General features: G+C 39.8%; 26 protein-coding genes. 9 read left to right on the forward strand and 17 right to left on the reverse strand.

Annotated elements, in window-relative coordinates; all coding sequences use genetic code 11:
* Nucleotides 1–10: 10 nt before the first annotated feature.
* Genes ndk through UMU13_RS01335 form a run of 4 tightly spaced genes read right to left on the reverse strand, consistent with a single transcriptional unit; the run spans nucleotide 11 to nucleotide 3,154 of the window.
* Complete coding sequence (gene ndk, locus UMU13_RS01320; protein WP_442902122.1) at nucleotides 11–424, reverse strand: nucleoside-diphosphate kinase; 414 nt, start codon at nucleotides 422–424, stop codon at nucleotides 11–13.
* Nucleotides 425–464: 40 nt separating this feature from the next.
* Nucleotides 465–809 (reverse strand): cupin domain-containing protein, encoded by a 345-nt coding sequence (locus UMU13_RS01325; protein WP_328216538.1) that lies wholly within the window; start codon nucleotides 807–809, stop codon nucleotides 465–467.
* A gap of 10 nt (nucleotides 810–819) precedes the next feature.
* Complete coding sequence (locus UMU13_RS01330) at nucleotides 820–2,055, reverse strand: cation:proton antiporter (RefSeq protein WP_328216541.1); 1,236 nt, start codon at nucleotides 2,053–2,055, stop codon at nucleotides 820–822.
* A complete protein-coding gene (locus tag UMU13_RS01335) occupies nucleotides 2,036–3,154 on the reverse strand; it encodes a hypothetical protein (RefSeq protein WP_328216542.1) in 1,119 nt (372 codons plus the stop codon). Before UMU13_RS01335 ends, UMU13_RS01330 begins: the two co-directional genes overlap by 20 nt.
* Before the next feature lie 71 nt (nucleotides 3,155–3,225).
* On the opposite strand from UMU13_RS01335, the gene UMU13_RS01340 reads away from it, so the two are divergent.
* The 8 genes from UMU13_RS01340 to UMU13_RS01375 all read left to right on the forward strand — a co-directional run bounded on the left by UMU13_RS01340 (nucleotide 3,226) and on the right by UMU13_RS01375 (nucleotide 11,723).
* Nucleotides 3,226–3,405: a hypothetical protein gene (locus UMU13_RS01340; protein WP_328216543.1), complete on the forward strand. Its 180-nt coding sequence runs from the start codon at nucleotides 3,226–3,228 to the stop codon at nucleotides 3,403–3,405.
* Nucleotides 3,383–3,874, forward strand: coding sequence for a 2-C-methyl-D-erythritol 2,4-cyclodiphosphate synthase (gene ispF, locus UMU13_RS01345; protein ID WP_328216544.1), 492 nt, complete (start codon nucleotides 3,383–3,385; stop codon nucleotides 3,872–3,874). The genes UMU13_RS01340 and ispF overlap by 23 nt, the downstream gene beginning before the upstream one ends.
* Before the next feature lie 99 nt (nucleotides 3,875–3,973).
* Nucleotides 3,974–6,040 carry a glycine--tRNA ligase subunit beta gene (glyS, locus tag UMU13_RS01350; RefSeq protein ID WP_328216547.1) on the forward strand — a complete coding sequence of 689 codons (2,067 nt, stop codon included), beginning with the start codon at nucleotides 3,974–3,976 and terminating at the stop codon, nucleotides 6,038–6,040.
* Nucleotides 6,041–6,061: 21 nt separating this feature from the next.
* On the forward strand, nucleotides 6,062–8,683 hold the full coding sequence (gene ppdK / locus UMU13_RS01355; RefSeq protein ID WP_328216549.1) for a pyruvate, phosphate dikinase: 2,622 nt from the start codon (nucleotides 6,062–6,064) through the stop codon (nucleotides 8,681–8,683).
* A 55-nt stretch (nucleotides 8,684–8,738) separates the two neighbouring features.
* Complete coding sequence (locus UMU13_RS01360) at nucleotides 8,739–9,341, forward strand: hypothetical protein (protein ID WP_328216550.1); 603 nt, start codon at nucleotides 8,739–8,741, stop codon at nucleotides 9,339–9,341.
* A 26-nt stretch (nucleotides 9,342–9,367) separates the two neighbouring features.
* Nucleotides 9,368–9,877, forward strand: a complete 510-nt coding sequence (locus tag UMU13_RS01365) for a hypothetical protein (protein WP_273266015.1) — start codon at nucleotides 9,368–9,370, stop codon at nucleotides 9,875–9,877.
* 40 nt (nucleotides 9,878–9,917) lie between these two features.
* Nucleotides 9,918–11,351, forward strand: a complete 1,434-nt coding sequence (locus UMU13_RS01370) for a sensor histidine kinase (RefSeq protein ID WP_328216554.1) — start codon at nucleotides 9,918–9,920, stop codon at nucleotides 11,349–11,351.
* Nucleotides 11,352–11,360: 9 nt separating this feature from the next.
* Nucleotides 11,361–11,723 (forward strand): response regulator, encoded by a 363-nt coding sequence (locus UMU13_RS01375; protein WP_013885301.1) that lies wholly within the window; start codon nucleotides 11,361–11,363, stop codon nucleotides 11,721–11,723.
* A 10-nt stretch (nucleotides 11,724–11,733) separates the two neighbouring features.
* Here UMU13_RS01375 and UMU13_RS01380 read toward each other — a convergent pair whose 3' ends face one another.
* Both UMU13_RS01380 and argB read right to left on the reverse strand, forming a co-directional pair.
* Complete coding sequence (locus UMU13_RS01380; protein WP_328216556.1) at nucleotides 11,734–12,342, reverse strand: protein-L-isoaspartate(D-aspartate) O-methyltransferase; 609 nt, start codon at nucleotides 12,340–12,342, stop codon at nucleotides 11,734–11,736.
* On the reverse strand, nucleotides 12,339–13,217 hold the full coding sequence (argB, locus tag UMU13_RS01385) for an acetylglutamate kinase (protein WP_328216558.1): 879 nt from the start codon (nucleotides 13,215–13,217) through the stop codon (nucleotides 12,339–12,341). Before argB ends, UMU13_RS01380 begins: the two co-directional genes overlap by 4 nt.
* Before the next feature lie 302 nt (nucleotides 13,218–13,519).
* On the opposite strand from argB, the gene UMU13_RS01390 reads away from it, so the two are divergent.
* Nucleotides 13,520–15,307: a hypothetical protein gene (locus UMU13_RS01390; RefSeq protein ID WP_328216560.1), complete on the forward strand. Its 1,788-nt coding sequence runs from the start codon at nucleotides 13,520–13,522 to the stop codon at nucleotides 15,305–15,307.
* Between the two features lie 95 nt (nucleotides 15,308–15,402).
* Here the strand turns inward: UMU13_RS01390 and UMU13_RS01395 are convergent, their stop codons facing one another.
* The 11 genes from UMU13_RS01395 to purM form a co-directional block, all read right to left on the reverse strand.
* On the reverse strand, nucleotides 15,403–15,870 hold the full coding sequence (locus UMU13_RS01395; protein ID WP_328216562.1) for a universal stress protein: 468 nt from the start codon (nucleotides 15,868–15,870) through the stop codon (nucleotides 15,403–15,405).
* A 37-nt stretch (nucleotides 15,871–15,907) separates the two neighbouring features.
* On the reverse strand, nucleotides 15,908–16,375 hold the full coding sequence (locus UMU13_RS01400) for a universal stress protein (RefSeq protein WP_328216563.1): 468 nt from the start codon (nucleotides 16,373–16,375) through the stop codon (nucleotides 15,908–15,910).
* A 27-nt stretch (nucleotides 16,376–16,402) separates the two neighbouring features.
* Nucleotides 16,403–16,759, reverse strand: coding sequence for a response regulator transcription factor (locus tag UMU13_RS01405; protein WP_328216565.1), 357 nt, complete (start codon nucleotides 16,757–16,759; stop codon nucleotides 16,403–16,405).
* 3 nt (nucleotides 16,760–16,762) lie between these two features.
* Nucleotides 16,763–17,608, reverse strand: coding sequence for a TatD family hydrolase (locus UMU13_RS01410; RefSeq protein ID WP_328216566.1), 846 nt, complete (start codon nucleotides 17,606–17,608; stop codon nucleotides 16,763–16,765).
* An 8-nt stretch (nucleotides 17,609–17,616) separates the two neighbouring features.
* Entirely contained in the window at nucleotides 17,617–19,539 is a 1,923-nt protein-coding gene (metG, locus tag UMU13_RS01415) for a methionine--tRNA ligase (RefSeq protein ID WP_328216568.1), read from the reverse strand.
* Entirely contained in the window at nucleotides 19,536–20,252 is a 717-nt protein-coding gene (locus UMU13_RS01420; RefSeq protein WP_328216571.1) for a PSP1 domain-containing protein, read from the reverse strand. The genes metG and UMU13_RS01420 overlap by 4 nt, the downstream gene beginning before the upstream one ends.
* Nucleotides 20,239–21,111, reverse strand: coding sequence for a DNA polymerase III subunit (locus UMU13_RS01425; RefSeq protein ID WP_328216574.1), 873 nt, complete (start codon nucleotides 21,109–21,111; stop codon nucleotides 20,239–20,241). The genes UMU13_RS01420 and UMU13_RS01425 overlap by 14 nt, the downstream gene beginning before the upstream one ends.
* A 21-nt stretch (nucleotides 21,112–21,132) precedes the next feature.
* Nucleotides 21,133–21,798 carry a dTMP kinase gene (tmk, locus tag UMU13_RS01430; RefSeq protein ID WP_328216576.1) on the reverse strand — a complete coding sequence of 222 codons (666 nt, stop codon included), beginning with the start codon at nucleotides 21,796–21,798 and terminating at the stop codon, nucleotides 21,133–21,135.
* Nucleotides 21,785–22,714: a molybdenum cofactor synthesis domain-containing protein gene (locus UMU13_RS01435; RefSeq protein ID WP_328216578.1), complete on the reverse strand. Its 930-nt coding sequence runs from the start codon at nucleotides 22,712–22,714 to the stop codon at nucleotides 21,785–21,787. The genes tmk and UMU13_RS01435 overlap by 14 nt, the downstream gene beginning before the upstream one ends.
* A gap of 82 nt (nucleotides 22,715–22,796) precedes the next feature.
* Nucleotides 22,797–23,408 carry a phosphoribosylglycinamide formyltransferase gene (gene purN, locus UMU13_RS01440; RefSeq protein ID WP_328216579.1) on the reverse strand — a complete coding sequence of 204 codons (612 nt, stop codon included), beginning with the start codon at nucleotides 23,406–23,408 and terminating at the stop codon, nucleotides 22,797–22,799.
* The gene (purM, locus tag UMU13_RS01445; RefSeq protein ID WP_328216580.1) at nucleotides 23,405–24,439 is read right to left on the reverse strand and encodes a phosphoribosylformylglycinamidine cyclo-ligase; all 1,035 of its coding nucleotides are present in this window, start codon (nucleotides 24,437–24,439) and stop codon (nucleotides 23,405–23,407) included. Before purM ends, purN begins: the two co-directional genes overlap by 4 nt.
* Nucleotide 24,440: the final 1 nt, after the last annotated feature.

Raw genomic sequence — 24,440 nt, forward strand, 5'->3', positions numbered from 1 at the left:
CCTCAGTAAATTATACACACTCGATATCTGCAAAGAAAAACCGTGTCTCTATGTCAGCGGTTTCAGGTGCATCTGAACCGTGAACGGCATTGTTGTCGATGTTTTTGCCAAAATCTTTTCTCAATGTGTTTTCTTCCGCGTCTTCCGGGTTTGTTGCTCCCATAAGTTCTCTCCATTCAGCAATGGCATTGTCTTTTTCCAATATCATAACAACTGCAGGCCCGCTGCTCATAAATGTTGTAAGTGCTTCAAAAAAAGGTTTTTCTTTGTGAACAGCATAAAAGGATTCGGCTGTTTTTTTATCCATTTTAATCTTTTTCATTGCACTGATTTTAAAGCCCTTTTTTTCAATTCTGCTGATTATTTCTCCTGTGTAACCTTTGGACACGGCGTCCGGCTTGATTATTGCAAATGTTTTTTCCATCATAACCTCCGTTATATTTTTCAAAACCTTCCCTTTACCACTATTCCACTATAATTGCAAGGAAAGTTAGGCCTGCTGCAGATTTGTTTTCTATGGAATGTTCTTCTCCTCTTCTGGTAATAAGCATATCGCCTGGATTCAGAAGTTCTTCCGTGCCGTTGTCATTAATAACGGCAACACCGTCCAGCATCAAATAAATTTCGGCATTGTTTTCATGTTTATGTCTGCCTATTTGAGAATCGGGCTGAAGATCAACTATGAAAAAATCCTTTATTTTACCGTTCAGCTCTGCCGCTTCCCTGTAGGCAAATCTCAGAGCGCTGCCCCTGCCGTTATGCGGATTTTTCATCTCTTCGGAGTCGATATCCTGTACCCTTTTTATCATTTTTGCCTCCTTATTTTATTTCACCTGCTTTTTGCAATGAAAACCTGAAAAGAACAGGCCCCATTATCTGATTTATTCCCACTACTGCTAAAATCAGGGTCTGAAAGATATCCCCAAAAGGAAATATTGAAGCAATGATTTTGGCAAAACCTATACTTACTCCAGCCTGACCGAGAAATCCCATAAAGGACAGTTGTTTTATTTTAAAGTCTTCCTTTATAAAGCTCCCGCTTATATAACACGATACATACAATATGACAATTCTCAAAATAACTATGAAAACGGCCAGCCCGAACATGCTCATCAGTGCTCTTAAGTCAATTACCATACCGGCTGAAAAGAAAAATATAAGCAGTATAATATTGAAATTTTTATCGATGGATTCAGTCACAATGGAACCGAAGCGTGTAAAATTGTTGAGGAAAATACCTGCAGTAATAAAAACCATGAGGTTGCTGAGGTGCATTTCCCGGCATATCCATGTGATAATTATTATTGTAAGGAAAAGAAATACACCGAGGTTTATTTTGACAAATCTCATATACACAAAGACCGCAAAGCCTGCAGCAATACCTGAGGCTGCCGAAATAAATTCTTCGGTTAATACCTTTGTTATGGAGGCCTCTTCCCCCTGACTGCCCAGCAAAGAGAGGAGTATGGAAAAGCATACGATAATGGTGAAATCCTTTAGGATTGCTGTTGAAAGAACATAGTCTGTCAGCTTCCCTTTGGAGCCGGTTTCCTTAATCACAGCAACAGTGGTTGCAGGGGAAACGGCATTTAATATCAGTGCCAGAAACAGGATAAAGGAAATGTTGGTGAACAGGCTGAAATGAAAGAATTTACCCATAATATAAAAAATTAACAAAGCTGCTAAAAATCCTATAACGAACTGCATCAGGGAAAAAGAGAGTATTTTGGAAAATTTGATGCCCCCCTTTCTAAAGTCGATATCGCTTCCTGCCACAAAGGCTATTGTACTCAGTGCAATCGAGTCGATAATACGCAAATCCGCCACCTCTTTGAGACTGAAAAAGCTGACTGCGTATGGTCCGGTAATTATACCGATAATGAGATAGGTGGAAATCCTGGGAAGCCCGGCTTTTGAAAGGATCTCTCCGGCTATAAATGACACAAGAAGAGCTATGCCCAATCTGAGAGGGAAGGCCTGAAGTGAGTTTTCAAGCAAATAAAGGGCAAGAAAGCATACAACTATAAAAGTAACGTTATAAATGTTTTGTTTCATAGACCAATATCCGGTAGTTAGTTATTTCGGTTAAAAGATATAAAACAAGGTATACAGTGACAATTTCCAGCGGAATCAGAGAAAGTCCGCTAAAGAAGGTGTCGAAAAGTAGGAAACCGGGAAGCACCCCTATTGACATTATAGATTGTATTTCCCTGTTTCTGCCGTGAAGCCGGGTGAATAAGTTTGAAAAGGCAAAATGTCTGATAACCAAAAGTGAAAAAAAGATTAAGACAGCTGTTATAAAGTGTTTTATTCCGGGATAAGGCTGGCTCATAAAAAAAAATCCCAGAATCATATAAATGAAAAGATAGAAAAACCTTTCAAATGACTGGTATATGTTTGAAAAAATATCTCCAAAAGGTGAATTTGCAGCTATAATTCCGCTGATGAATCCCATTGATATCGGGGACACATCAAAATATACACTTAAGCCTGCAAGGATGAATAGAAATATCATACTGATTGTATTGATAATTTTTCGCGTTTGCTGGGATTCATAGCTGATAATTCCCACAGTAAAAATGACCAGCCAGAAAAGAGAGAGAAACTGTTGCGGGGAGTCTGAGCCCTGAATGAAAAAATAAAGAGAGTAATGGATAAGGGCAATGGCAGGGTATATTGAAAGTACAAGCATTGAGTTAAACAGCTTGGACGGCCCTACCCGGAATAATCTGCCAAAAAGGGTAAGTGAATAAGGCATACCTGTATTTAAGATTATTGCATATAGATACGGAGTATTATAGTCTAAAAAATAAAAAATTATAAAAATTGACAGAAAAGAAAAGGTGTAGGTTGCCATAATATATCGCCAGAAGGCGCCGGGCACTTTCAGCAGCACCTTGTATTTAAACTGAGTCCCTATAAGCATACCCATAAAGCATAAAGCTATCGAAATGAATGTCATTGTGGTATTCTGAACGGAGGTTTTAAAATAATGCGTATTAATAAGATAGATGAGCATACCGATAATAATATACTCAATTTCAAGGTTGAGTACGAAGCTTAAAAAACTGGGTTTTTTTGTTTTTGCCGAAAAAACAGCAGCTCCTATAAACACTATCAGCAAAAAAATTATTGATATAACAAACTCGTTCATGTAAGAACTTGTATTATATTTTTATGTTTTAAACAAACATTTTTAGACTTTACAGTCTCGGACGGTGACATATGACGCAGAAAAAGAAGGTGACTTGTGCTGTGTGTGCCTGGAGAGCCACCTGTAACAAGAAGTACAGCATTACAGATCCTTCAAGATGTTTAGATTTCTCCTTGGATGTGACGCTTGATATTCCAAACGAAGATGAGCCGGAGGAAAAGGAAAAAGGTGACAAACAGGATAAAGATTAAAACCGGAATTGGTTTCGATGCCCACCGTTTTTCAAATGACAGACCGCTTGTTTTGGGCGGGATTGAAATCCCTTATTCAAAAGGTCTGGCAGGCCACAGCGATGCTGATGTCTTGATACATGCTATAATCGATTCTCTTGCCGGTGCTGCACTGGGAGTTGATATCGGTACACTTTTCCCTGATACTGATGAATCATATAAAGGGATTAATTCAGGAGTCCTTTTAAAAAAAGTCGTTTCTTTAATAAAAAAAGAAGGTTTTGAAATATGCAACGTTGATGCCGAAATTATTCTTGAAGAACCCCGTCTTAGAAATTATATCAACGAAATGAGAAGAAAGTTGGCTGGGATTTTGGGTATCGATTTAGAGGACGTTACCATAAAAGCTACAACAACTGAAAAAATGGGCTTCTGTGGAAGAAAAGAGGGTATAGCGGCACTTGTTGTATGTTTACTGACAAGAAATTAGAATATAATACACATTTCAGGCGGCATCAGACCGGGAAATTTATCTTGAAAATGACAATAGCAAAATATATAAAAGTTCAAATGTTTAACTGGGGGTAACATGTCTTATTATCTTTTGGAAATTGGGACGGAGGAGCTTCCGGCCTCTTTTATCAATCCTGCAGCTGAATCTCTTAAGGAAAGTTTCTCCAACCTCTTGACAAATAAAGGAATTGGTTTCGGCGGCATTCAGACTGGAGGGACACCGAGAAGGCTGTACCTTTATATAGACAATCTGAATGAAAAACAGGATGATAAAGAGGAAGAAATTATGGGACCTCCGGCAAATATTGCTTTTGATGAAAATGGCGGACTCACCAAAGCCGGCAAAGGCTTTGCCAAATCCAAATCTCTCGATGAAAAATATTTAAAAAGGGTAAAAACCGATAAAGGAGAATATCTGGCAGGAAAAAGGTTTTTTAAAGGTGTCAGAACGGATGAATTTTTACAGGACAATGTGGCTTCACTTATCAAGTCCATCCCTTTTCAAAAGTCTATGCGCTGGTCGGATAAAAATCTTAAATTCGCCCGTCCCGTGCACTGGGTTATTTCTGTTTATAACGGAAATATTCTTGACATTGAGCTGGACGGAATAAAATGCTCGGATATCACATATGGGCACAGGTTTATGAGTGAAGGGGGAGTCAGGGTAAAGGACTTTGACTCTTACTGTAAAAAACTGCTTGAAAACAACGTGGTTTATGATTTTAACAGCCGAAAGAAACTTATTGAAGACCAATTAAAGAGGATTCAGGAAGAAAATAACGACTTAATCGTTCAGATTGATGAGGAGCTTCTGGATTCAGTGGCTAACCTGGTTGAAAAACCCTTTGCAGTACTGGGAAGTTTCTCGGAAGATTTCCTAAAGCTTCCGGATGAGGTTTTAATTACATCAATGAAGAATCACCAGAAATATTTTTATGCGACAGATAAGAACGGTAAAATGAGTAATTATTTTATAGGTGTTTCCAATACAAAGCCCAAAGATGATACGATACGTTACGGCTATGAAAAAGTTTTAAAGGCCAGATTGTCTGATGCAGTATTCTTTTTCGAAAATGATAAGAAAGTATTGCTGGAAACCAGGGTGGAACAGCTGAGAGATGTTGTATATCAGGAAAAGCTGGGGACTTCTTATGAAAAAATGGAGCGTTTCTATAAAATTGCCTCTTACCTCAGCGGACAGCTGGCTTCTGACAGAATTGAGAATACTCAGAGGGTTGCCTATTTGTGTAAAGGTGATCTGATGACGGAGATGATTTACGAATTTCCTGAGCTGCAGGGGATAATGGGCAGAGAGTATGCCAGAGTTCAGGGGGAAAGCGATGTAATATGCAAAGGGATTTACGAGCATTACCTCCCTCGTTTTGCAGGGGATGATTTGCCTGAAACCAAAGAAGGCTGTTTTGTTTCCATTGCTGATAAAATTGATACTATATGCGGCTGTTTTGCGATAGGTCTGATACCAACGGGCAACAACGACCCCTATGCTCTGAGAAGAAATGCAATAGGTATTCTTAACATAATCAGAAACAAAAATTTTCGACTCAGCCTTAAACGTCTTATCGATTATTCTCTGGAGGTTTTATCGGAAAAAATCTCTTTTGACTCTAAAGAAGTATCTGAACAAATATATGATTTTATTTTATTAAGATTAAAAAATATTCTGCATGAGGAAGGAATCCCGGGAGATGTTTTTGATGCAGTGAAAGGGTATGATGATGTAGTATGTCTGCAGAGTGCCGCTGAGGCAATTGCCAGAGTAAAAGACGGAGAAGACTTTGAAGTGATAGCAACCAGTTATAAGCGCATTAGCAATATACTGAAAAAAGCCGGCTGGCAAAGAAAGGATTATGATATATCCCTTTTTCAATCAGATTTTGAATCAAAACTGGATGCGGCTATAAAAGAGAAAGAAGGCAGAATAAATGTATTGATAAATAATGAGGAATATAAATCTGCTATGGACGAGCTTCTGGGCTTGCGCCTGGTTGTGGATAATTTCTTTGACAATGTGATGGTTATGGACAAAGATGAGAAGATAAAGAATAACAGACTTTCTTTACTCAACAGTTTAAAATCTGTTTTTGATATTGCTGCAGATTTGTCCAAGGTTAAAAACGCTTAAATTAATATAAGGGGGCATTATATGGCTGAAAAATACGTTTATTTTTTCGGTGACGGAAAGGCCGAGGGAAGCGGAGATATGAAGGATCTCCTGGGCGGAAAAGGAGCCGGTCTGGCCGAAATGACAAATCTCGGCGTACCTGTACCGCCGGGATTTACCATAACAACCGAGGCCTGTGTTGAATACCAGAAGCTGGGTGATTATCCGGAAGGAATGTGGGAAGAATCACTTAAGGCTTTGGAAAAGCTTGAAAAGAGTATTAATAAGAAATTCGGAGGCAAGGAAAATCCTCTTTTGGTTTCAGTACGTTCCGGTGCCAGGGTTTCTATGCCGGGGATGATGGATACGGTTTTGAACCTCGGCCTGAACGATGAGACTGTGGAAGGTCTTGCTTCTGTTTCGGGCAGTAAGCGCTTTGCCTACGATTCTTACAGACGCTTTATACAGATGTTTTCTGATGTGGTGCTGGGGATAGAGCATAACCGGTTTGAGGAAGTTATCAAACAGGTAAAAAAAGCCAGGAATGTGGAAATCGATACTCAGCTGGATGAAAATGATATGTTCGAACTTGTGGAAAAGTTCAAGAAGCTTGTATCAGAAGAGCTTGGAAGATCATTTCCACAGGATGTATTTGAACAGCTTAAGCTGTCTGTAAACGCTGTCTTCGATTCATGGAATAATCAGAGGGCAAAAACTTACCGCCGTTTAAACAAAATACCGGATGAATGGGGAACAGCTGTTAACGTTGTGGCTATGGTGTTCGGTAATATGGGAAATGACTGCGGAACCGGTGTGGCTTTTACAAGAAATCCCTCCACAGGGGAGAAAGAGTTTTTCGGTGAGTTTCTTATCAATGCCCAGGGGGAAGATGTTGTGGCTGGTATAAGAACGCCGGAGCCTATTTCTCAGCTTAAGGATGAGATGCCGGAAGTATTTGCTCAGCTTGAAGAGGTTTACAGAAAGCTGGAGAACCATTACAAGGATATGCAGGATATTGAATTTACCGTTGAAAAAAATCAGCTGTACATGCTCCAGACGAGAAACGGCAAAAGAACGGCTAAAGCTGCAGTGAAGATTGCTTATGATATGTACGAAGAGGGATTGATAGATAAAAAGACTGCGGTGATGAGGGTTGCCCCTGCGCAGGTGGATCAGCTTTTGCACCCCATGATAGATCCGGAGGAGAAGTATAAGGCTGTTGCAAAAGGACTGCCGGCTTCACCAGGTGCCGCTGTAGGCAAAGTTGTTTTTACTGCGGATGATGCAGAAAAGATGGCTTCAAAGGGTGAAAAAGTTATCCTTGTCAGGAATGAGACATCGCCGGAAGATATAGGGGGAATGGATGCTGCTGAAGGCATTCTCACAGCTACCGGAGGTATGACAAGCCATGCTGCGGTGGTTGCCAGAGGAATGGGCAAGTGTTGCGTTGCCGGATGCGGAGCCTTGAAAATAGACGAAAAATCCAAAAAAATGGTTGTGGATAACGAAACAGTCCGTGAAAATGATATAATAACAATCAATGGCACAACGGGTGAAGTGATACTGGAAAAGGTTAAGCTGATTGAACCCGAATTATCCGGAGAGTTTGCAAAGATACTCGAGTGGGCCGATGAATTCAGAGAATTGGGTGTCAGAACTAACGCTGATACACCCAAAGATTCAGCAACTGCCAGGAAATTCGGCGCCGAAGGTATCGGCCTTTGCAGAACTGAACACATGTTTTTTGAAGGAAACCGGATTGATGCAGTAAGAGAGATGATTCTGGCAGATGACGAAGAAGGAAGGAAAAAAGCCCTTTATAAGATAAAACCTTATCAAAAGGAAGATTTCATAGGCATTTTCAAAGCTATGGAAGGTCTTCCCGTGACAATAAGGCTGCTGGATCCCCCGCTCCATGAGTTTATCCCGCATACCGATGAGGATATGGAGAAAGTTGCAAAATCTGCAGGGGTTCCTGCGGATAAACTTAAAGCCAAAGCCGAAGAGCTTAAAGAGTTTAACCCCATGCTTGGTCACCGTGGATGCAGGCTGGGAATAACATATCCGGAAATTTATGAAATGCAGGTATATGCTATTATTGAGGCGGCCTGTGAAGTGAAAAAGGAAGGCGTGGATGTTTTGCCTGAGATTATGATTCCGTTGGTGGGGCATAGTAAAGAGCTTGAAATTTTAAGAAATATCACCGAGAAAGTGGCTGATGAGGTTATAAACAGCTATAATGTGGACCTTAAATATCTTGTGGGCACCATGATTGAGCTGCCGAGAGCTGCACTTACAGCTGAAGAGATTGCCGAGTATGCAGATTTCTTTTCTTTCGGTACCAATGATCTTACTCAAACGACTTTCGGTCTTAGCAGGGATGATTCCGGCAGGTTTTTGCCGGAATATATCGATAAAAAGATTTACAGGGAGGACCCTTTTATCTCTATCGACCAGTCCGGTGTGGGGGAACTTGTTAAGATAGGTGTTGAGAAGGGCAGATCCGGAAAGAAAGACCTGAAAACGGGAATATGCGGAGAACACGGCGGTGATCCTGATTCAATATATTTCTGCCAGAAAGTGGGGCTGAATTATGTGAGCTGTTCCCCTTTCAGGGTGCCTGTTGCACGGCTTGCGGCTGCTCATGCTGTTCTTTCGGAATAAATGATATGAATGCCCGGAGACTTAACTGTTTCCGGGCTTCTTAACAGGGGTATACATGGGACTTGTTAACGGGTCACTGACGTTTTTTCGGTTATTTTACAATGAAAAGGTTGAATATTCCCTTACCGATGCAACAGAGTTGCTTAAAGAATATTCTTTTGACAGGTTTTACGACAGCAGTAAACCATTAAATTACGGTTTTGTTCCTCTGGGATACCCGGAGGTTTCAGATTTTGAGAGTGCGGAACTGCTTTTTGATAATACGTTTATTTTTACCGTGAGAATCGATGAGAAAAAAATCAGCAAAAAATTCTTTGATATAAAATTTGAAGAGATGAAGAATGATTTTTTGAAACAGAACAATAAAGAATATCTGTCGAAATCTGACAAAGACTTTATTAAAAACGCTCTGACTAACAAAATGCATTCTCAGGCCTATCCCGCCACAACATTGGTGGAGGTAATCTGGGAAATGGATAATAAAGAAATTTTTATATCAAGTCTTACAAATAAGACGTTTGAGTCGGTTGTTCATCTGTTCCGAGCAGCGTTTGAAGTAAACTTATTCAGGGACTCACTGATGGAAACGGTTAAGAGAAAAATTAGTGAGCCGTATAAAATTGATGATTTAAAAAATGTAGCACCAACGGGCTTTTAATTTTACTATTTTCAAAGGGGGGACTTTTGCCGCTTTTTGCAGATGCGTCTAAAAGAGACATTTCTTTTCTGGAATCTGAATTTCTCACTTATCTGCTGGCAAGGTTTTTTATAAGTGATAACAGTGTGGATATCGGAGAGAGAAGTTACTATTTTGTACCTGTTAAAAATATTGTTTTAAGCAGTGCTTCATCAGGTGAGAAAATATCGATAGAGACGGATAAGTTTGATGCCTGTAAGGAGCTTTATATCGCTCTTAAGTCGTCCAAATCCGTTACACTTCTTCAAATGGAGCTTAAAAATGAAAATATCAATCTGGAAATTTGTCTGAAAACCGACCCTGTAAGAATTACAAAGGTAAAAGCACCCAAGAGTCTGGCTGAAGAGCAGATGGACAAAATTGTTGAAAGAAAACTGTATGTAAGCACGGTGTTTGCTTTTTTTGACCAGATGGTGTGTGATTTTGTCAATCTGCGGATTGAGCGTGAATGGTATGACTTTGTGGAAAAATTCAGAAATTTTTTGAAATCTGTGTAATTATCTTTTTCCCTTTTAATAAGCCGTGGTATAATAAAATATGGAATTACCCAGATTGATTGAAAATATTTTTGAGTTGCGTCTAAGCTATCTGTCAGTAACATATGATCAATTTAAAGTGTTTGAATATTCCGGCAAAACTTCTCCCAACCAGTCTGTGATTTTGGAGGATGATAACTTTCATTCCAGAATGGACTTTTATAAAGACCAGGATATTTCTCATAATGATAAGGAAAACATAAAAGATCTTATTTTGGCCTTTCAGCGGGGCTCCTCCCTTGACTGTCTGTCTGAGATGTTTAACTGTACCGAACTGCTTTATTCTGTTCTGAAGCATGACCCGATAGATAAAATAATTTATAATATGATCGAAGGGCTACTTAAACCCGGTAATTTTCAAAAGGCGGGTGTTTTTTTCCTCAATGAGTCTTTAATGAAGCTTAAAGGGGCTATGTACGGCAGTAAAAGTGGTGAAATCAGTGTTGATAATTTTAATTTCAGAAGAATTTCCATTCCGCTTTACAAAAGGGACCATTTTACCGATGTGATATTTTTTGAAAAAATAGACACTGTAAATGTTGATATTTTTGAATCCAGGAGGCTACTGGAGTATTTTGACGGAGATGTCGCCTGCTGCGGTATTTATTCATCAAGAGGCCCTGTGGGGGCCATACTGGCTCAGTCGGACAATTATAATTCCCACAGAATGAACCATCTGACTCTTTACGGCAAAATATGCTCTGTTGCACTTGAGTTATCCAAGACATTGAAACGGCTTGAATTTGCAGTGCAGGATATCGACTATTTTAAAAACAATTTATACGCATCGGATAATTTTGCCCAGATTGGAAGGCTTGCGGCAACGGTCGCCCATGAACTGAAAAATCCGCTTGTCGCCATAGGAGGTTTCAGTAAACGTCTTGAGAGAATAGTTGAGGAACCTAAAGCCCAAACCTACCTGGGAATCATATATTCCGAAGTTGAAAGGTTGGAGAAGATTGTCTCTGATATTTTAAGCTATTCCCGTGAAATGGACCTTAATAAAGAAAGACACTCACTGCCGGACATCATTTTTGAGTTGACTCAGCTGCTTGATCATCAGTTACGTCTTAACGGGGTGGAAGTAAAAGTGGAAATTCCCGATGATATGAAAATATATGTGGATGCAAAAAGGATGAAGCAGGTACTGTTAAATTTATTCAATAATTCGCTTGATGCCATGCAGGAGGGTGGTATACTTAAAATAAAAGCATATGAAGACGGCTCTGCCGGCATTGTGGAAATAAGTGATACCGGCGGTGGAATTCCCGATGAAATTATGAAAAGAGTCTATGAGCCTTTTTATACGACCAAAGATAAGGGAACCGGTCTTGGTTTACCTTTGTGCAAAAGGATTATATTTTCACACGGGGGGGATCTAAAGCTGCTGAACCGGGACGGCGGAGTACATGTAACCATAAAATTACCGAATTAGGGGGGAAACTTGAAAAACAGAGTTCTTGTTGTGGATGATGAACAGGGAGTCAGAGAATTTTATAAGGATTTTTTGCTGGATCATGGTTTCGAGGTTTTAACCGCAGCTAATGCAAGGGAGGGGTTGAGGATCGCAGATGAAAATGAGCTTGATATCGTTATTATGGATATCGACATGCCAGGTTTAAGCGGGCTTGATGCCCTTAAAGAGCTCAGAGAGATTGACGATAAGATTCCTGTGTTACTGCTTACCGCTTATGAAAGGTATAAAAGGAATTTTGCATCCCTATATGCGGATGAATACATTGTAAAGGATAAAAAACCTGATTTTGTGTTGAGAAAAATCAACGAGAGGCTGAAATTCAGCGCTTAACCTGATTTAGTCAGAGGATATATTCTACAAAACTGCATTCCTTGTTTTCCTCTTTCTCTATCCCCTCAGGGGTCTTTTTAAACAGTGTGATTTTATCTTTTATAGGTGCCACGATTCTGCCGCCAACTTTTAACTGTCTGAAGTAATCCTCACCAATATTTTGGGCACCGCAGGTAAAAATAATTTTGTCAAAAGGAGCCTCATCAGGCCATCCGGCTGAATTAGATGTTAATTTAAAAAATACATTTTTAATGAAAAGACGTCGTATCCTTTCGGAAGCTTTTGCATAAAGACGGGGGATTCGCTCAACTGTGTAAACAGCTGATACAAGGCGTGACAGTACAGCCGCCTGAAAGCCGGAGCCTGTTCCAATCTCGAGTATTTTATCAGATGGTTCAGGAGCAAGCAGATATGTCATTAGTGCCACGGTTGACGGTTTTGAAATGGTCTGTCCAAAACCTATTGGCTGTGCATTGTCATCATAAGCAAACCTTGCAAGAGCATCGTCCATAAACCGGCTTCTCGGTATTATTCTGAATGCATTTATAATATGGGGGTCATTGTTACAGTGCGGAGCGATAGTGTTTTTTATAAAACTTTCAGGTACCTTGCATCTCATAAAGTTATCTGTGTCCCTATTCCAGAGTCTGTGAAAATCTCCAGCAGCACCGAGTGCAGTATCCTGCCGTCAACGATGTGAGCTTTGTTTACACCTGCCTCCAATGCCGTCACTGCAGCATCCGTTTTGGGTATCATTCCTCCCTTGATGATCTTATCATTTTTCAATCCGGGAACGTCATTCGCTTTAATCGAGGAGATAAGGTTCCCGTCATTATCCAGAACGCCACGCACATCAGTAAGCATAATGAGTTTCTCAGCTTTTACTGCAGCCGCCACAGACCCTGCGACAAGATCTGCGTTTATATTGTATGCTTCATAATCATCGCCTATCCCAACGGGGGCAATTATTGGGATAAAATCTTTCGAAACAGCCTGTATAACATCAGCGTCCACACCTTTTACCCTTCCGACGTGCCCTATATCCATTATTTCCGGTGCCTGCAGAATAGTTGAATCATTCTCCACCATCAACTTTTCTGCTGTAAGGAGGTGACCGTCTTTACCTGAAAGACCTATTGCACTTCCACCGTTTTTGTTTATGAGGTTTACAATATCTTTGTTTACCTTTCCGGCCAGCACCATTTCAACAACACTCATTGTTTCTTTATCCGTTACACGCATTCCCGAAACAAATTTAGTCTTTATACCCATCTTCCCCAGCATTTCAGCAATTTGGGGGCCTCCACCATGGACGATAATAGGATTTATCCCAACATATTTAAGCAGTACAATATCCTTTGCAAAATTATTTTTCAGTTCCGTTTCCACCATTGCACTGCCGCCGTATTTTACAACTATAGTTTTGCCGTAAAATTTTCGTATGTAGGGTAAAGATTCAACCAGTGTTGAAGCTTTTTCAATAAGTTCCTGCATTTAGTTCCCCCGGAAAGAGATAGATTCCGGATATTAACCGGATATTTTATAATATATTGTGCAACAGTCAAAGTCAATTCAGGATTGAATTGGTGAGATTGGGAGGTAGAGGCAAAGGTAGAGGTAGAGGCAAAGGAAAAGGTTGAGGTTAAAAAGATTGGACAGGTTAAGTGCTTAAGTGGTCATTCAACATTGAGCATTGAACCCATTACGGATCACAGTTTTTAAAATTTATAAATTTTCATGTGATGCCAACTGATGCCTGTTTGCCAAGCCGAAAGACATGTGTTATAAGTTTCAATATGGATGATAAAATAAGCAGCGAGATTTATGAAAAACTGGAACCGTTGGGGATTAAGTTTGGTGAACCGGATGAAAATGACCGGGAATTTTCTGCCAGATTTCATTTTGACGGAAATTGCGGCTTTTACCATATATCGGATGAGAAATGTGAGTTTTTAATCCTTAAAGGTATTTTTAAAGATAATGTCAGGCTGTTAAAGGGTAAAATCGGGATTCAGCCAAAAAAAATGTCTAAAATTGCAGACAGGTTGTCAAATATTGAAAAAAATCTGGATTTCGCACCGCTTGTTAATTTTTTTATAGATGATGATATTTATATAAGTCATATCAGCAGGGATTTGCATTCAGAGAGCGGGGATAAACAGAAATTTGACCCCCGAAAAATTCCGGCCGGCCTGTCGGAAGTGGAGTTTTCACTTCAACACAGCGATTTTGCAAGAGAAAAAAATCTTTATTTCAAAGGAATGCTTTCGGAACTTTTTCCCGAAACACTTTCTCCACTGAGCAGATCCATCCTGAACGAACTACCGGATATACTGAACCCTATTTTTGTTCATGCCGGCTTTAAAACATATTCTCCTTCAGTGAAACTTATCGCAGGTAAGCTATATACCAACCTGTCCAACTTACAGCTTGCTTTTAATACTATGGAAACAGGTGATGATTTTCTGAAAATGAACTTTGCTCCATCTCTTTATATGAAAAACCCCAAAAATAAATTCAAGAATCTCAATCTGGATTTGCTGGATATAAAAATAGACGAGATAGAGACTTACAGCCGGGAGCTTAGGGACAGTATCCAGTCAGTGAGTTTTGAAAACCTGTATAACGGCACTCTCTGTGAGCACTTGGCTCTTTTTGCCATGCTCGGTCAGATGATATTTTTCAGGTTGAGCAGCATTTTTATCAAGATTCTGAAACGGGTGAAAAATATACAGCGGGCTGCGGAATTAATTTATAAAACCAGAAATTCGAACCTGTTTGAAAAATTAAGCGGCAGAAGTATTCCGAAATATCTTGATGCTTTTGCTCCATATGCAGAATTTCCTCAAGGAATTGCTTATGGAAAGAAGTCAATAGAGGAATTGACTGCTGGGATGGGTTTCTTAAAAAAGGCTTTTCATGGTGAAAATCTAAGTCAAAGTATTAAAGCTGCTCATAGGTTTCTTGATAAACGGGACGAACTTATAATGACAGCTATAGATTATTTCAAAGCTGTTGATAATGTTCTTCGTGTAGCCGGTAACGAGCTTGTGGACAAAAGGCAGATAGCAAAACCGGATCAGCTGTATTGGCTGGAGTTAAATGAAATAAAAAATATAAAGAAAGGCGACTACTACGGCAACATACCTTTTTCCCTGTACTTCAAACGTGTACAGCATGAGCGTTACAAAGCTCAGTTCTGCCCTAATCTTATCTATGAAAAAGATATCAACAGAATTCCCGATATTTTTAACGGTTTAATTTCCAAATATAATAATAATATTGAAGTTTCCTGCCGTACACTTAATCCGGTTAAGGAAAAAACTTTTGTTTATAATGGAGAGGATATTTCTGATAGCGGAGGACTTGCAGTGTTTAGCAGAATTTCAATTGCAGACATTCCGAAGTTAAAAGATACAGACTGGATAATTTGCGACTATGCCCCGTTGTTTTCTCTGCTTTTTGAATATGCCTGTATCACTGATAAAAGTCTTTACACAGGATTAAACGGAAGTGAAGTATTCCTGAGGGGAAAAAAGGCCACTTTAAGTGGGGACCGGCTGATTATTGAAAAATCGGATTGATTTTTTCCATTTGATAAAAATACGGAGTATCATTTAAGCTGTAAATTTTCAGATATTTATTCGGCTCTACGGGAGATCTTTTCAAACAAATAAATTTACGGCATAATAAACTTTTTATCCTCAAGCCTTACGGTGAAAACGGGGCACGGAGCTTTACGGACAACGTTTTCTGCTGTTGATCCAAACAATACATGTTCTATGCCTGTTCTGCCGTGGGTTCCGATAACAATCATATCAGCCTCAAAGTTTCTGGCCTCATTTATGATTTCCAGAAAGGGAGCACCTTTTAGCAGCTTTGAAAAAAAATTTATTTCCGAAAGTTTGGGATACTTATCAAGAAAACTCTGAAGCTGTTCTTTCGCCCCTTTTTCAAGGTCGGTGCTCAGATTTCTGAAAGCGCCGTGAAGCATATGGGAGGAGACAAGTGCGGAATCATCGAAAAGAATATGCACTATTTCCAGTTCTGCATCAAATGCCTCTGCAAAGTTGACAGCATAATTCATGGCATATTCAGAAGTCTCTGAAAAGTCTGTCGGGAAAAGAATTCTATTTATAAAATCCATAGTTTCTCCTCAAAGTTTTTGTCTCTCTCATAATATATCAAGGCATCCTGAACTGCTGATCTTTATGTCTTACCGTAAATACCGGGCATGGAGCTTTACGGACAACTTTTTCTGCTGTTGAACCGAAAAGTACATGCTCAAGACCTGTTCTGCCGTGAGTCCCGATAATGATAACATCGGCGTCTGTGTCTCTGGCTTCGTTAATGATCTCCAGAAAAGGAGTTCCTTTTAAAATTTTTGTAGTATGCTTGGTTTCCGAAAGTTCAGGAAACTTGTTTATAAATTCGTCAAACTGCTTTCTGGCTGCTTCTTCCAACTCTTTATCGAGGTTCTGGAAGGTTACCTGCGGCAAATAGAAAGCTACAACCTGGGATTCATCAAAAAGCACATGCAGAATTTCCAATTCTGCATCAAAACGCTTTGCAAACTCCAGGGCGTACTTCATTGCACATTCTGATGTTGATGAAAAATCTGTTGGAAAAAGAATTTTTTTTATAAACCCCATACTGTCCTCCCTTCATTCTGTTATGACTTATTTTGTTAATTCGTTAACTAAATGAATGAGCTCATCTATATCAAACGGTTTTTCCATAATCTCAACAGCTCCCAGCTCAAAAGCTGCAAGCATATTTTCTATATTTCCGTATGCAGTGACTACAATTACCGGTGTTTCATTATCAGTCATTCTTAATCTGTTTATAAACTGCATACCGTCCATTTCCGGCATCATCAAATCTGTTATAATAATATTATAACTCTTATTCTTTAGTCTATCAAATGCAATTTTGCCGTTTTGGGCAATATCCACCTCATGACCCTCGTTACCGAGGATAGAGCTTATACCTTCAGCGGTTATTTTGTCGTCTTCAATAATCAATATGTAGGGCATGGGCTATAATGTATAAAGTTTTTTTATATTATTTTCCAAAGTGAGCAGCAGGTTTCTGTAGTCGATATCTTTTACTTTACACACTGTGTATGCTGTAAAGATAACATTTGCCGGAACATTCTGCTTCCCCCTGAAAGGCATTGGAGAAAGATATGGGCAGTCAGTTTCCACGAGAAGTCTGTCCAGGGGTATATATTTTAGAGCCTCTCTCAATTCATCGGCTTTTTTATAAGTTAAATTGCCTGCAAAAGATATAAAAAGACCGGCATCCAGAGCCCATTTCATAAGGTCTTTATCTCCGTTGAAGCAGTGAACAATCCCGCCGTGGTTTTTCCTGCCGACTATCGGATTTGCAACATCAATCAAATCCTTTGTGGCTTCTCTGTTGTGTATTATAAACGGCAGTTTTTCTGAAACGGATATGTCCAGAAAAATTGCAAAAACGTCCTTTTGGATATCTTTCGGAGAATGATTTCTGAAATAGTCCAGCCCAATCTCCCCAACAGCCACCACCTTTTCTTGTTTGAATGTGTTTATAAAGAAATCGATGTCTGAGTGATTGAATTCGGATGCATCGTGGGGGTGTATACCCGCAGAAGCAAAAATATTTTCATATTTATCAGCTAATTTTACAGCTTTTGATGAATCCTTTTTATTGATTCCTATGGTTATAAAACGTTCTACACCTACGTTTGCAGCCTCAGTAAGGTGATGTTCTATGTCTGTGACCAGCTCAGGGAAATGCAGGTGTGCATGTGTATCTGTTAAAAATACACCTTCTTCTGCACATTTTTTTACAATGCTCAGAAAAGAACTTAGCTCATCGCCGCTTCTTTTTTTAATAAACATTGTGCCCTTTATTTAACAGGACTGCCGGCTTTTACATTTTCATCAATCTCAATCAGAAAATGCCTGTCATCACCCGAAGCAGCCAGAACCATGCCCTCTGAATCGACTCCCATTAATTTGGCAGGCTTCAGATTTGCCACAACAGCAACTTTTTTGCCGATCAGATTTTCAGGTGCGTATGTTTTGGCAATACCTGCAACGATCTGCCTGTTTTCACTGCCAAGATCCACCTGAAGTTTTAAAAGTTTGTCTGATTTTTTGATTTTTTCAGCGGCGTATATCTGACCGACTTTGATTTTCATTTTGGAAAACGTTTCAAAGTCAATCAGCTCTTCAGTTTTCTGCTCCTCTTTCTCCTTATCCTGAAGGTTTTTCACATCTGCCAGTATTTCTTTCTCATCCAGTCTCGGGTACAACTGTTTTATTTCTCCTAATTTTATGCCCGATTCAAGAGTTCTTGCTTTCTTAAGCTCTTCAAAGTCGGTTTTGTAGATGTCTTTCTCCGTATTAAGCTGCTTTCTCATGTTAACGGATGTTTCCGGTATAAACGGATACAGCATGAGAGAAAGAGCTCTGAGGCCGTCCAGCACACAATAAAGGACTGAGCCTAAACGCCCCTTTTTGTCTTCATCTTTTGCCAGAAACCACGGAGTGGTTGTGTCCACATATCTGTTGAGAAATCCTACCAGCTCCCAGATACTTGAAAGTGCCTTGTTGAAAGCCAGCTCCGAAATCTGTGCATCAATCTTTTCAAAAGTTTCTTTTATTGTATCCGCCAGTTCTTCATCCAAGCTTTCGGGATCCGTATATTCCGGTATTATACCGCCAAAATATCGGTTTACCATCCCCAGTGTTCTGTTCAACAGGTTGCCCAAATCATTTGCCAAATCACTGTTTATCCTATGAATCAGGGCTTTAAATGAAAAGTCGCCGTCCAAACCGAACGGTACTTCTCTAAGGAGAAAATATCTGATTGGATCCACTCCGAATTTATCGGCCAGCCAATAAGGGTCTATTGCATTTCCAAGTGATTTGGACATCTTTTGACCCTCTACAGTCCACCACCCGTGGGCAAACACACTTTTCGGAAGATCAACCCCGATACTTAAGAGCATAGTCGGCCAGTAAACTGTATGAAAACGGAGGATATCTTTGCCAACGATATGATAATCTCCGGGCCAGTATTTATCAAACATTTCACTTCTGTCAGGATATCCGAGAGCTGAAATATAGTTTGTCAGTGCATCTATCCATACGTAGATAACATGTTTTTCATCTCCGGGTACTGGGACACCCCATTTGAATGAAACCCGGCTGACGGATAAATCCTTCAGACCTTCTTTTATGAATGATATAATTTCATTACGCCTTGAGACCGGTTTAATGAAATCGGGATTTTTTTCTATATGCTCCAGCAATTTGTCCTGATATTTCGACATTCTGAAGAAGTAGCTTGGCTCCTTTAGCTTTGTTGTTGGTCTGCGGCAGGAGGGACAGCAGTTTCCGTCAAGCAGCTGTGTTTCTGTCCAGTAGGTTTCACAGGGGGTACAGTACCATCCTTCATATTCACCAAGGTAAATATCGCCGTTTTCTTTCATTTTTGTAAAAACGGCCTGTACCGTTTTCTGGTGATATTCTTCGGTGGTTCTGATAAAGTGATCGTTGGATATATTCAGTTTTTCCCAGAGATTTTTAAACCGTGTTACCACATTATCTGCCAGTTCCTTGGGTGAAAGATTTTTATCCGATGCGGCATGTTCAATCTTTTGACCGTGCTCATCCGTTCCTGTCAGAAAAAATACATCATAACCGGCCAGACGTTTGTACCTGGCGATTGTATCTGCAGCTACTGTTGTATAGGCGTGACCGATATGAGGAACATCATTTACATAATAGATGGGTGTACTGACGTAAAAAGTTTTTTGGTTCATATTTTCCCTCCGGTATCTTCATCTACAATATCTGTTAATTCAACAAAATCTTCCGATTCGGCCTCAATCTCTTCATACAAGTCTTTTTCATACATAAGGCAGCACATAAGCCTGCCGCATACTCCGGAAATTTTACCCGGATTGAGGATAAGATTCTGATCTTTTGCCATTTTTATAGAAATATTGTCAAATTTCCGAAGAAAAGTAGAGCAGCAAAATTCTTTACCACAAATCCCGAAACCTCCAAGGATTTTTGTGGCATCCCTTACTCCCACCTGTCTGAGTTCAATACGGGTTTTAAATTCTCTGGCAAGATCTCTCACCAGCTGTCTGAAGTCAATCCGCCCTTCAGCGGTAAAGTAAAAGGTGAGCCTCGTTCTATCCAGTGTATATTCAGATTTTAATAATTTCATCTGCAGTCCGTGTGAGTTTATCATCTCTTTGCAGATTTCAAAGGTTTTCTGTTCTTCTTTCCGGTTCTCTTCCAGCCTGTTTAAATCTTCCTCAGCAGCTTTTCTGAGTATTTTTTTCATCCCCTGCTCATCGGCCACGCTCATTTCACGAGGGGGTATGATAACCGATGCTATATCCTCACCTTTCTCTGTTTCAATTACAGCAAAATCGCCCCGTTTCAGATCCACACTGTTACTGAGGAAATCATATATTTTTCCGGCTCTTTTAAAAGCCACTCCTGTTGCCTTAACGTTTTTCACTTAAAACCTCTTCTGCCTTAGTTAATAGGTACATCTTTGCCATTTCAGTGTTAATATTGTATTCCAGTCGTTTGATAACCAGTAAAAGCTCATTCATAAAGTTGAGCAAAGTATCGTCATATGTTGTTTTATAGCTTTCCAGTATACTTATGTAAAGGTTAAAAACATAGTTTTTGATTTCATCTCTGTTTTTAAGCTTCATCAGAGAAGTTAGTGTATTTTCAAAGGTCATATCCCGAAAAGTCTCCATTGATTCTGCATTCTGTTCCATCAGATAAACAGCCGTTTCCACCGAACCTGACGCCACCTGCGATATACTGTTTGCTTTTGCGGCTTCATACCCCTTTTGGGTCAAAATATAAGCTAATTCTTCACTTTTAAGACGGCCGAATTTTACTTCTATACACCTTGATTTTATTGTGGGCAGTAATGATGCCTCTTTATGAGTCACAAGGATGAATACAGTTGTAGGGGAAGGTTCTTCAAGTGTTTTGAGAAAACTGTTGGCTGCATCGCGTGTCATAAGATGAGCATTGTTTATGATAAAGAACTTATATTTTCCGAAATACGGAGAAATATGTGCATCGGCAGCAAAATCGCGCACCCGGTCAATCTTTATCGTATCATCGTCTACAACTCTGATGTCCGGATTATTTCCCTGTCTGGCAAGTGTGCACGAGCTGCATTCACAGTCTTCAAATGCTTTTTCCTCTAAACATAGTGCTGAGCGGGCGAGTTCTTCAGCGAAAAGCTTCTTGCCTATTCCGTTTTTACCGCTGAAAATGTAAGAGTTGAGCAGACTTTTGTTTTTGATAATATTTGTAAATATATCCTTTTCTCTCGAATGTCCTGTAATCAAAACCGCACCTTTTGTTTAGTTTTAAAGTATTTTATAGACCTGGCGCATAATATCTTTACTTACATCGTTAAATGATCTGTTTCCGTCTATTGTTACTGTATTTTTGTGGTTGTCTGCATACCAAAGGAAACCTTCGCGCACACGCTCAAAAAATTCCACGGGCATTTGCTCAAACTTGCCCTCCTGGTGCATACGAAAATCCCTTTCCAGCCTTTTCCTGGCTCTTGCAACGGCTGTGTCAATATCAACATCAATTATAATACTCAGATCAGGCATTCTGTTAATTGTACGGGCGGTTAAGTATTCCAGTATCCCGCCGTCCAATCTTCTGCCGAAAATCTGGTAAGCGTATGTGGACATAAGAAACCTGTCACAAATTACAATATTTTCTCTCTCAGTTTCAGGTATTACAACTTTGTCCTGGTGTTCTCTTCGGTCTGCACAATATACCAAAAGCTCCGTTATCGGGTCCAGATCGTATTCACTCGATATAAGTAAATCTCTGAATATTTTGCCGGCTTTTGTACCTCCGGGCTCTTTTGTGAGTATAATTTCTCTCTGTTCATCACTATCCGGTTTTTTAAGAGCTTTTTCCTTCAAATCTGCAGCCAGTTTCCGGGCTTGACTGGATTTGCCGCATCCGTCTATACCGTCAATTGTAATAAAAAGTCCTTTACGATTCTGCACAGTCGGTTTTATCCCCCTGTAGTTTGGATATTGCGTGTTCTATCGTGCTGATTAATACATTAAAATTTTCAACAGCTCCTTTTGGGCTGCCGGGGAGATTAATTATAAGGGAATTTTTTCTGCATCCGCATACAGCTCTTGAAATCAAAGCATGCGGGGTTTTTTTAAAACTTTCCATGCGCATGGCTTCTTCAAAGCCCGGCAGGCGTTTTTCTATAACTTCGAGAGTGGCTTCCGGGGCTATGTCTCTTGGTGAAAGGCCGGTGGAGCCGTTTGTTAATATAAGGTCAAATTCCTGTGTGTTGCAGAAGTCTTCCAGATGGCTTTTCAACTGACTTTCTTCATCGGCTATCAGAGTTTTGCGAATAAAAGACGTTTCAAAATTCTGCCTCAATAAATGTTCAAGTGCCGGCGCGGTTTCATCAATGCGTTCACCTTTGCTACCCTTGTCGCTTAATGTGATAATACCCACAGATAAGCCTTTTTTTGGCAAAACGGATATTTGATCATTTACCTGTAGAGTCCCTGAGGACAAAACTTCCGCAAATATACCTTCTCTCGGCATAATGCAGTCTCCGGCCTGAAAGTAAATGGCGCATCTGTTATGACAGATTTTTCCTTTTTGTGAGATGACGAATCTTACCTTTCCGGATTCCAATATGCTTCCAACAGGCAGCTTGCATAAATCGATACCTTCCGTTGTTATATTTTCAGCAAAATCGCCGCTTTTTACGTCAAGGCCGAGGTTTTTCATTTTTTCTATACTTTCAACCGCCAGAAAACTGACCTGTCTGTGCCACCCTCCGGCATGTACATCACCCTGTATCCCATGATTTTTTAGTATTTCCACAGAATCAACATTTTCTTTTCTTACACCTTTTTCGCTGCTTACAGACAAACTGTATATTTTTCCCATTTTAAGCCTCATCATAATTTTATGGCATTCATTCTTTTTTGTTTCGGGAGTATATTTAAGTTAGAAAATAATGGGCTGAATGTCAACTGTAGTCGATACTGACTTTTCTGTTATGTAAAGTCAGTCGGTTTTCAACAAAGAGCCGGACTGCTTCCGGATAAATTTTATGCTCTTCTTTCAAAATTCTTTCCGAGAGATCGTTTACGGTATCGTTTTTCTTTATTTCAACAGCTTTTTGGAGAATTATGGGGCCGTGATCCAATTCTTTGTCCACAAAATGAACAGTGCAGCCGGAAATCTTAACCCCGTAGTCCAATGCCTGTTTTTGTGCGTTTAGTCCGGGGAAAGAGGGCAAAAGGGAAGGGTGGATATTCATAATCCTGTTTTTAAATGTATCTACAAATTTTGCCGAAAGGAGCTTCATGTAACCGGCCAGGCATACCAGATCTGTTTTCCTGGATTTCAGGATATCGATAATTTCTGTATCATAGGCCGTTCTACTGCCATATTCTGAAGGATTTACAAAATAAGAGTTTAAACCCCTGTCTTTGGCAAACTGCAAACCGGGGGCCTCAGCTTTATTACTGACAACGGTCGTTATCCTTGCATCTGTTATATAACCGGCTTCAATTGAGCTGTATATAGCCTTGAAATTGCTGCCCCGGCCGCTCAAAAGAACTGCAATATTTTTCAAAAGTCCACTCCGCTGATCCGGACTTCTTTGTTAGCCGTGATTCTTCCTATTTCATATGCGCTTATTAGATTCTTTTTCAGAAATTGTTTGAAACTCTCATAATCAGCATAATCAACTACCATAACCATGCCTATACCCATATTAAAAACCCTGTACAGCTCTCTCTCTTCACCGCTGTATAGATTTTTGATAAATTCATAACACTGCATCTGAGGTATTTTATCTCTGTATATGTCGGCCCCTGTTCCCGGTGGAAGAATTCTCGGGATGTTTTCGTAGAATCCGCCGCCGGTTATATGGGCCATTCCTTTGATATTTATTCCGGAATTTAACATTTCCATCACATCTTTTACATATATTTTAGTGGGTTCAAGGAGCATTTCACCGACACTTGTTCCCTTTACAAATTCATCCTCAAATGTATATCCTGACTCTTTTAGCAATTTTCTTAAAAGGGAAAAGCCGTTGCTGTGGAATCCGGTTGAAGGCAGTCCGAAGACTATATCTGATTCTTTTATACCTGATCCGTCAATAATTTTTTCTTTATCCACAATTCCCACAGCAAAGCCTGCAAGATCAAAATCTTTATCACTGTACATGCCGGGCATTTCAGCCGTTTCTCCGCCGAGAAGAGCTACATCTGCCTCTCTGCAGCCTGCGGCGATACCTTTAACAACTTCAGACATATTTTCTATGTTCAGCTTTGAGGTGGCCAAATAGTCCAAAAAAAACAGGGGCTTGGCCCCCGGTACTATCAAATCATTAACACACATCGCCACAAGGTCTATACCGACAGTATCGAACTTCCCCGTTTCAATTGCAACTTTCAGCTTTGTTCCGACTCCATCTGTGCTGGAACATAGCAAAGGATTTTTAATTTTACCAACTGTTTCGGCTATATCGTAAAATCCAGCAAAGCCACCTATATTGCCGGGGACATTTGCATTTAAAGTGCTTTTTACGAAAGGTTTTATTTTATTTACAAAATCGTTTCCGGCGTCAATATCCACTCCGGAAGATTTATAATCCATA

It is taken from the genome of Flexistipes sp. (genome assembly GCF_036172515.1).
GTDB lineage: Bacteria > Chrysiogenota > Deferribacteres > Deferribacterales > Flexistipitaceae > Flexistipes.

What these genes read in the sequence shown, in the direction of transcription:
- ndk (WP_442902122.1), bottom strand. Translation starts at nt 424, where the DNA reads ATGGAAAAAACATTTGCAATAATCAAGCCGGACGCCGTGTCCAAAGGT.
- UMU13_RS01325 (WP_328216538.1), bottom strand. Translation starts at nt 809, where the DNA reads ATGATAAAAAGGGTACAGGATATCGACTCCGAAGAGATGAAAAATCCG.
- UMU13_RS01330 (WP_328216541.1), bottom strand. Translation starts at nt 2,055, where the DNA reads ATGAAACAAAACATTTATAACGTTACTTTTATAGTTGTATGCTTTCTT.
- UMU13_RS01335 (WP_328216542.1), bottom strand. Translation starts at nt 3,154, where the DNA reads ATGAACGAGTTTGTTATATCAATAATTTTTTTGCTGATAGTGTTTATA.
- UMU13_RS01340 (WP_328216543.1), top strand. Translation starts at nt 3,226, where the DNA reads ATGACGCAGAAAAAGAAGGTGACTTGTGCTGTGTGTGCCTGGAGAGCC.
- glyS (WP_328216547.1), top strand. Translation starts at nt 3,974, where the DNA reads ATGTCTTATTATCTTTTGGAAATTGGGACGGAGGAGCTTCCGGCCTCT.
- ppdK (WP_328216549.1), top strand. Translation starts at nt 6,062, where the DNA reads ATGGCTGAAAAATACGTTTATTTTTTCGGTGACGGAAAGGCCGAGGGA.
- UMU13_RS01360 (WP_328216550.1), top strand. Translation starts at nt 8,739, where the DNA reads ATGGGACTTGTTAACGGGTCACTGACGTTTTTTCGGTTATTTTACAAT.
- UMU13_RS01370 (WP_328216554.1), top strand. Translation starts at nt 9,918, where the DNA reads ATGGAATTACCCAGATTGATTGAAAATATTTTTGAGTTGCGTCTAAGC.
- UMU13_RS01380 (WP_328216556.1), bottom strand. Translation starts at nt 12,342, where the DNA reads ATGAGATGCAAGGTACCTGAAAGTTTTATAAAAAACACTATCGCTCCG.
- argB (WP_328216558.1), bottom strand. Translation starts at nt 13,217, where the DNA reads ATGCAGGAACTTATTGAAAAAGCTTCAACACTGGTTGAATCTTTACCC.
- UMU13_RS01390 (WP_328216560.1), top strand. Translation starts at nt 13,520, where the DNA reads ATGGATGATAAAATAAGCAGCGAGATTTATGAAAAACTGGAACCGTTG.
- UMU13_RS01395 (WP_328216562.1), bottom strand. Translation starts at nt 15,870, where the DNA reads ATGGATTTTATAAATAGAATTCTTTTCCCGACAGACTTTTCAGAGACT.
- UMU13_RS01400 (WP_328216563.1), bottom strand. Translation starts at nt 16,375, where the DNA reads ATGGGGTTTATAAAAAAAATTCTTTTTCCAACAGATTTTTCATCAACA.
- UMU13_RS01405 (WP_328216565.1), bottom strand. Translation starts at nt 16,759, where the DNA reads ATGCCCTACATATTGATTATTGAAGACGACAAAATAACCGCTGAAGGT.
- UMU13_RS01410 (WP_328216566.1), bottom strand. Translation starts at nt 17,608, where the DNA reads ATGTTTATTAAAAAAAGAAGCGGCGATGAGCTAAGTTCTTTTCTGAGC.
- metG (WP_328216568.1), bottom strand. Translation starts at nt 19,539, where the DNA reads ATGAACCAAAAAACTTTTTACGTCAGTACACCCATCTATTATGTAAAT.
- UMU13_RS01435 (WP_328216578.1), bottom strand. Translation starts at nt 22,714, where the DNA reads ATGGGAAAAATATACAGTTTGTCTGTAAGCAGCGAAAAAGGTGTAAGA.
- purM (WP_328216580.1), bottom strand. Translation starts at nt 24,439, where the DNA reads ATGGATTATAAATCTTCCGGAGTGGATATTGACGCCGGAAACGATTTT.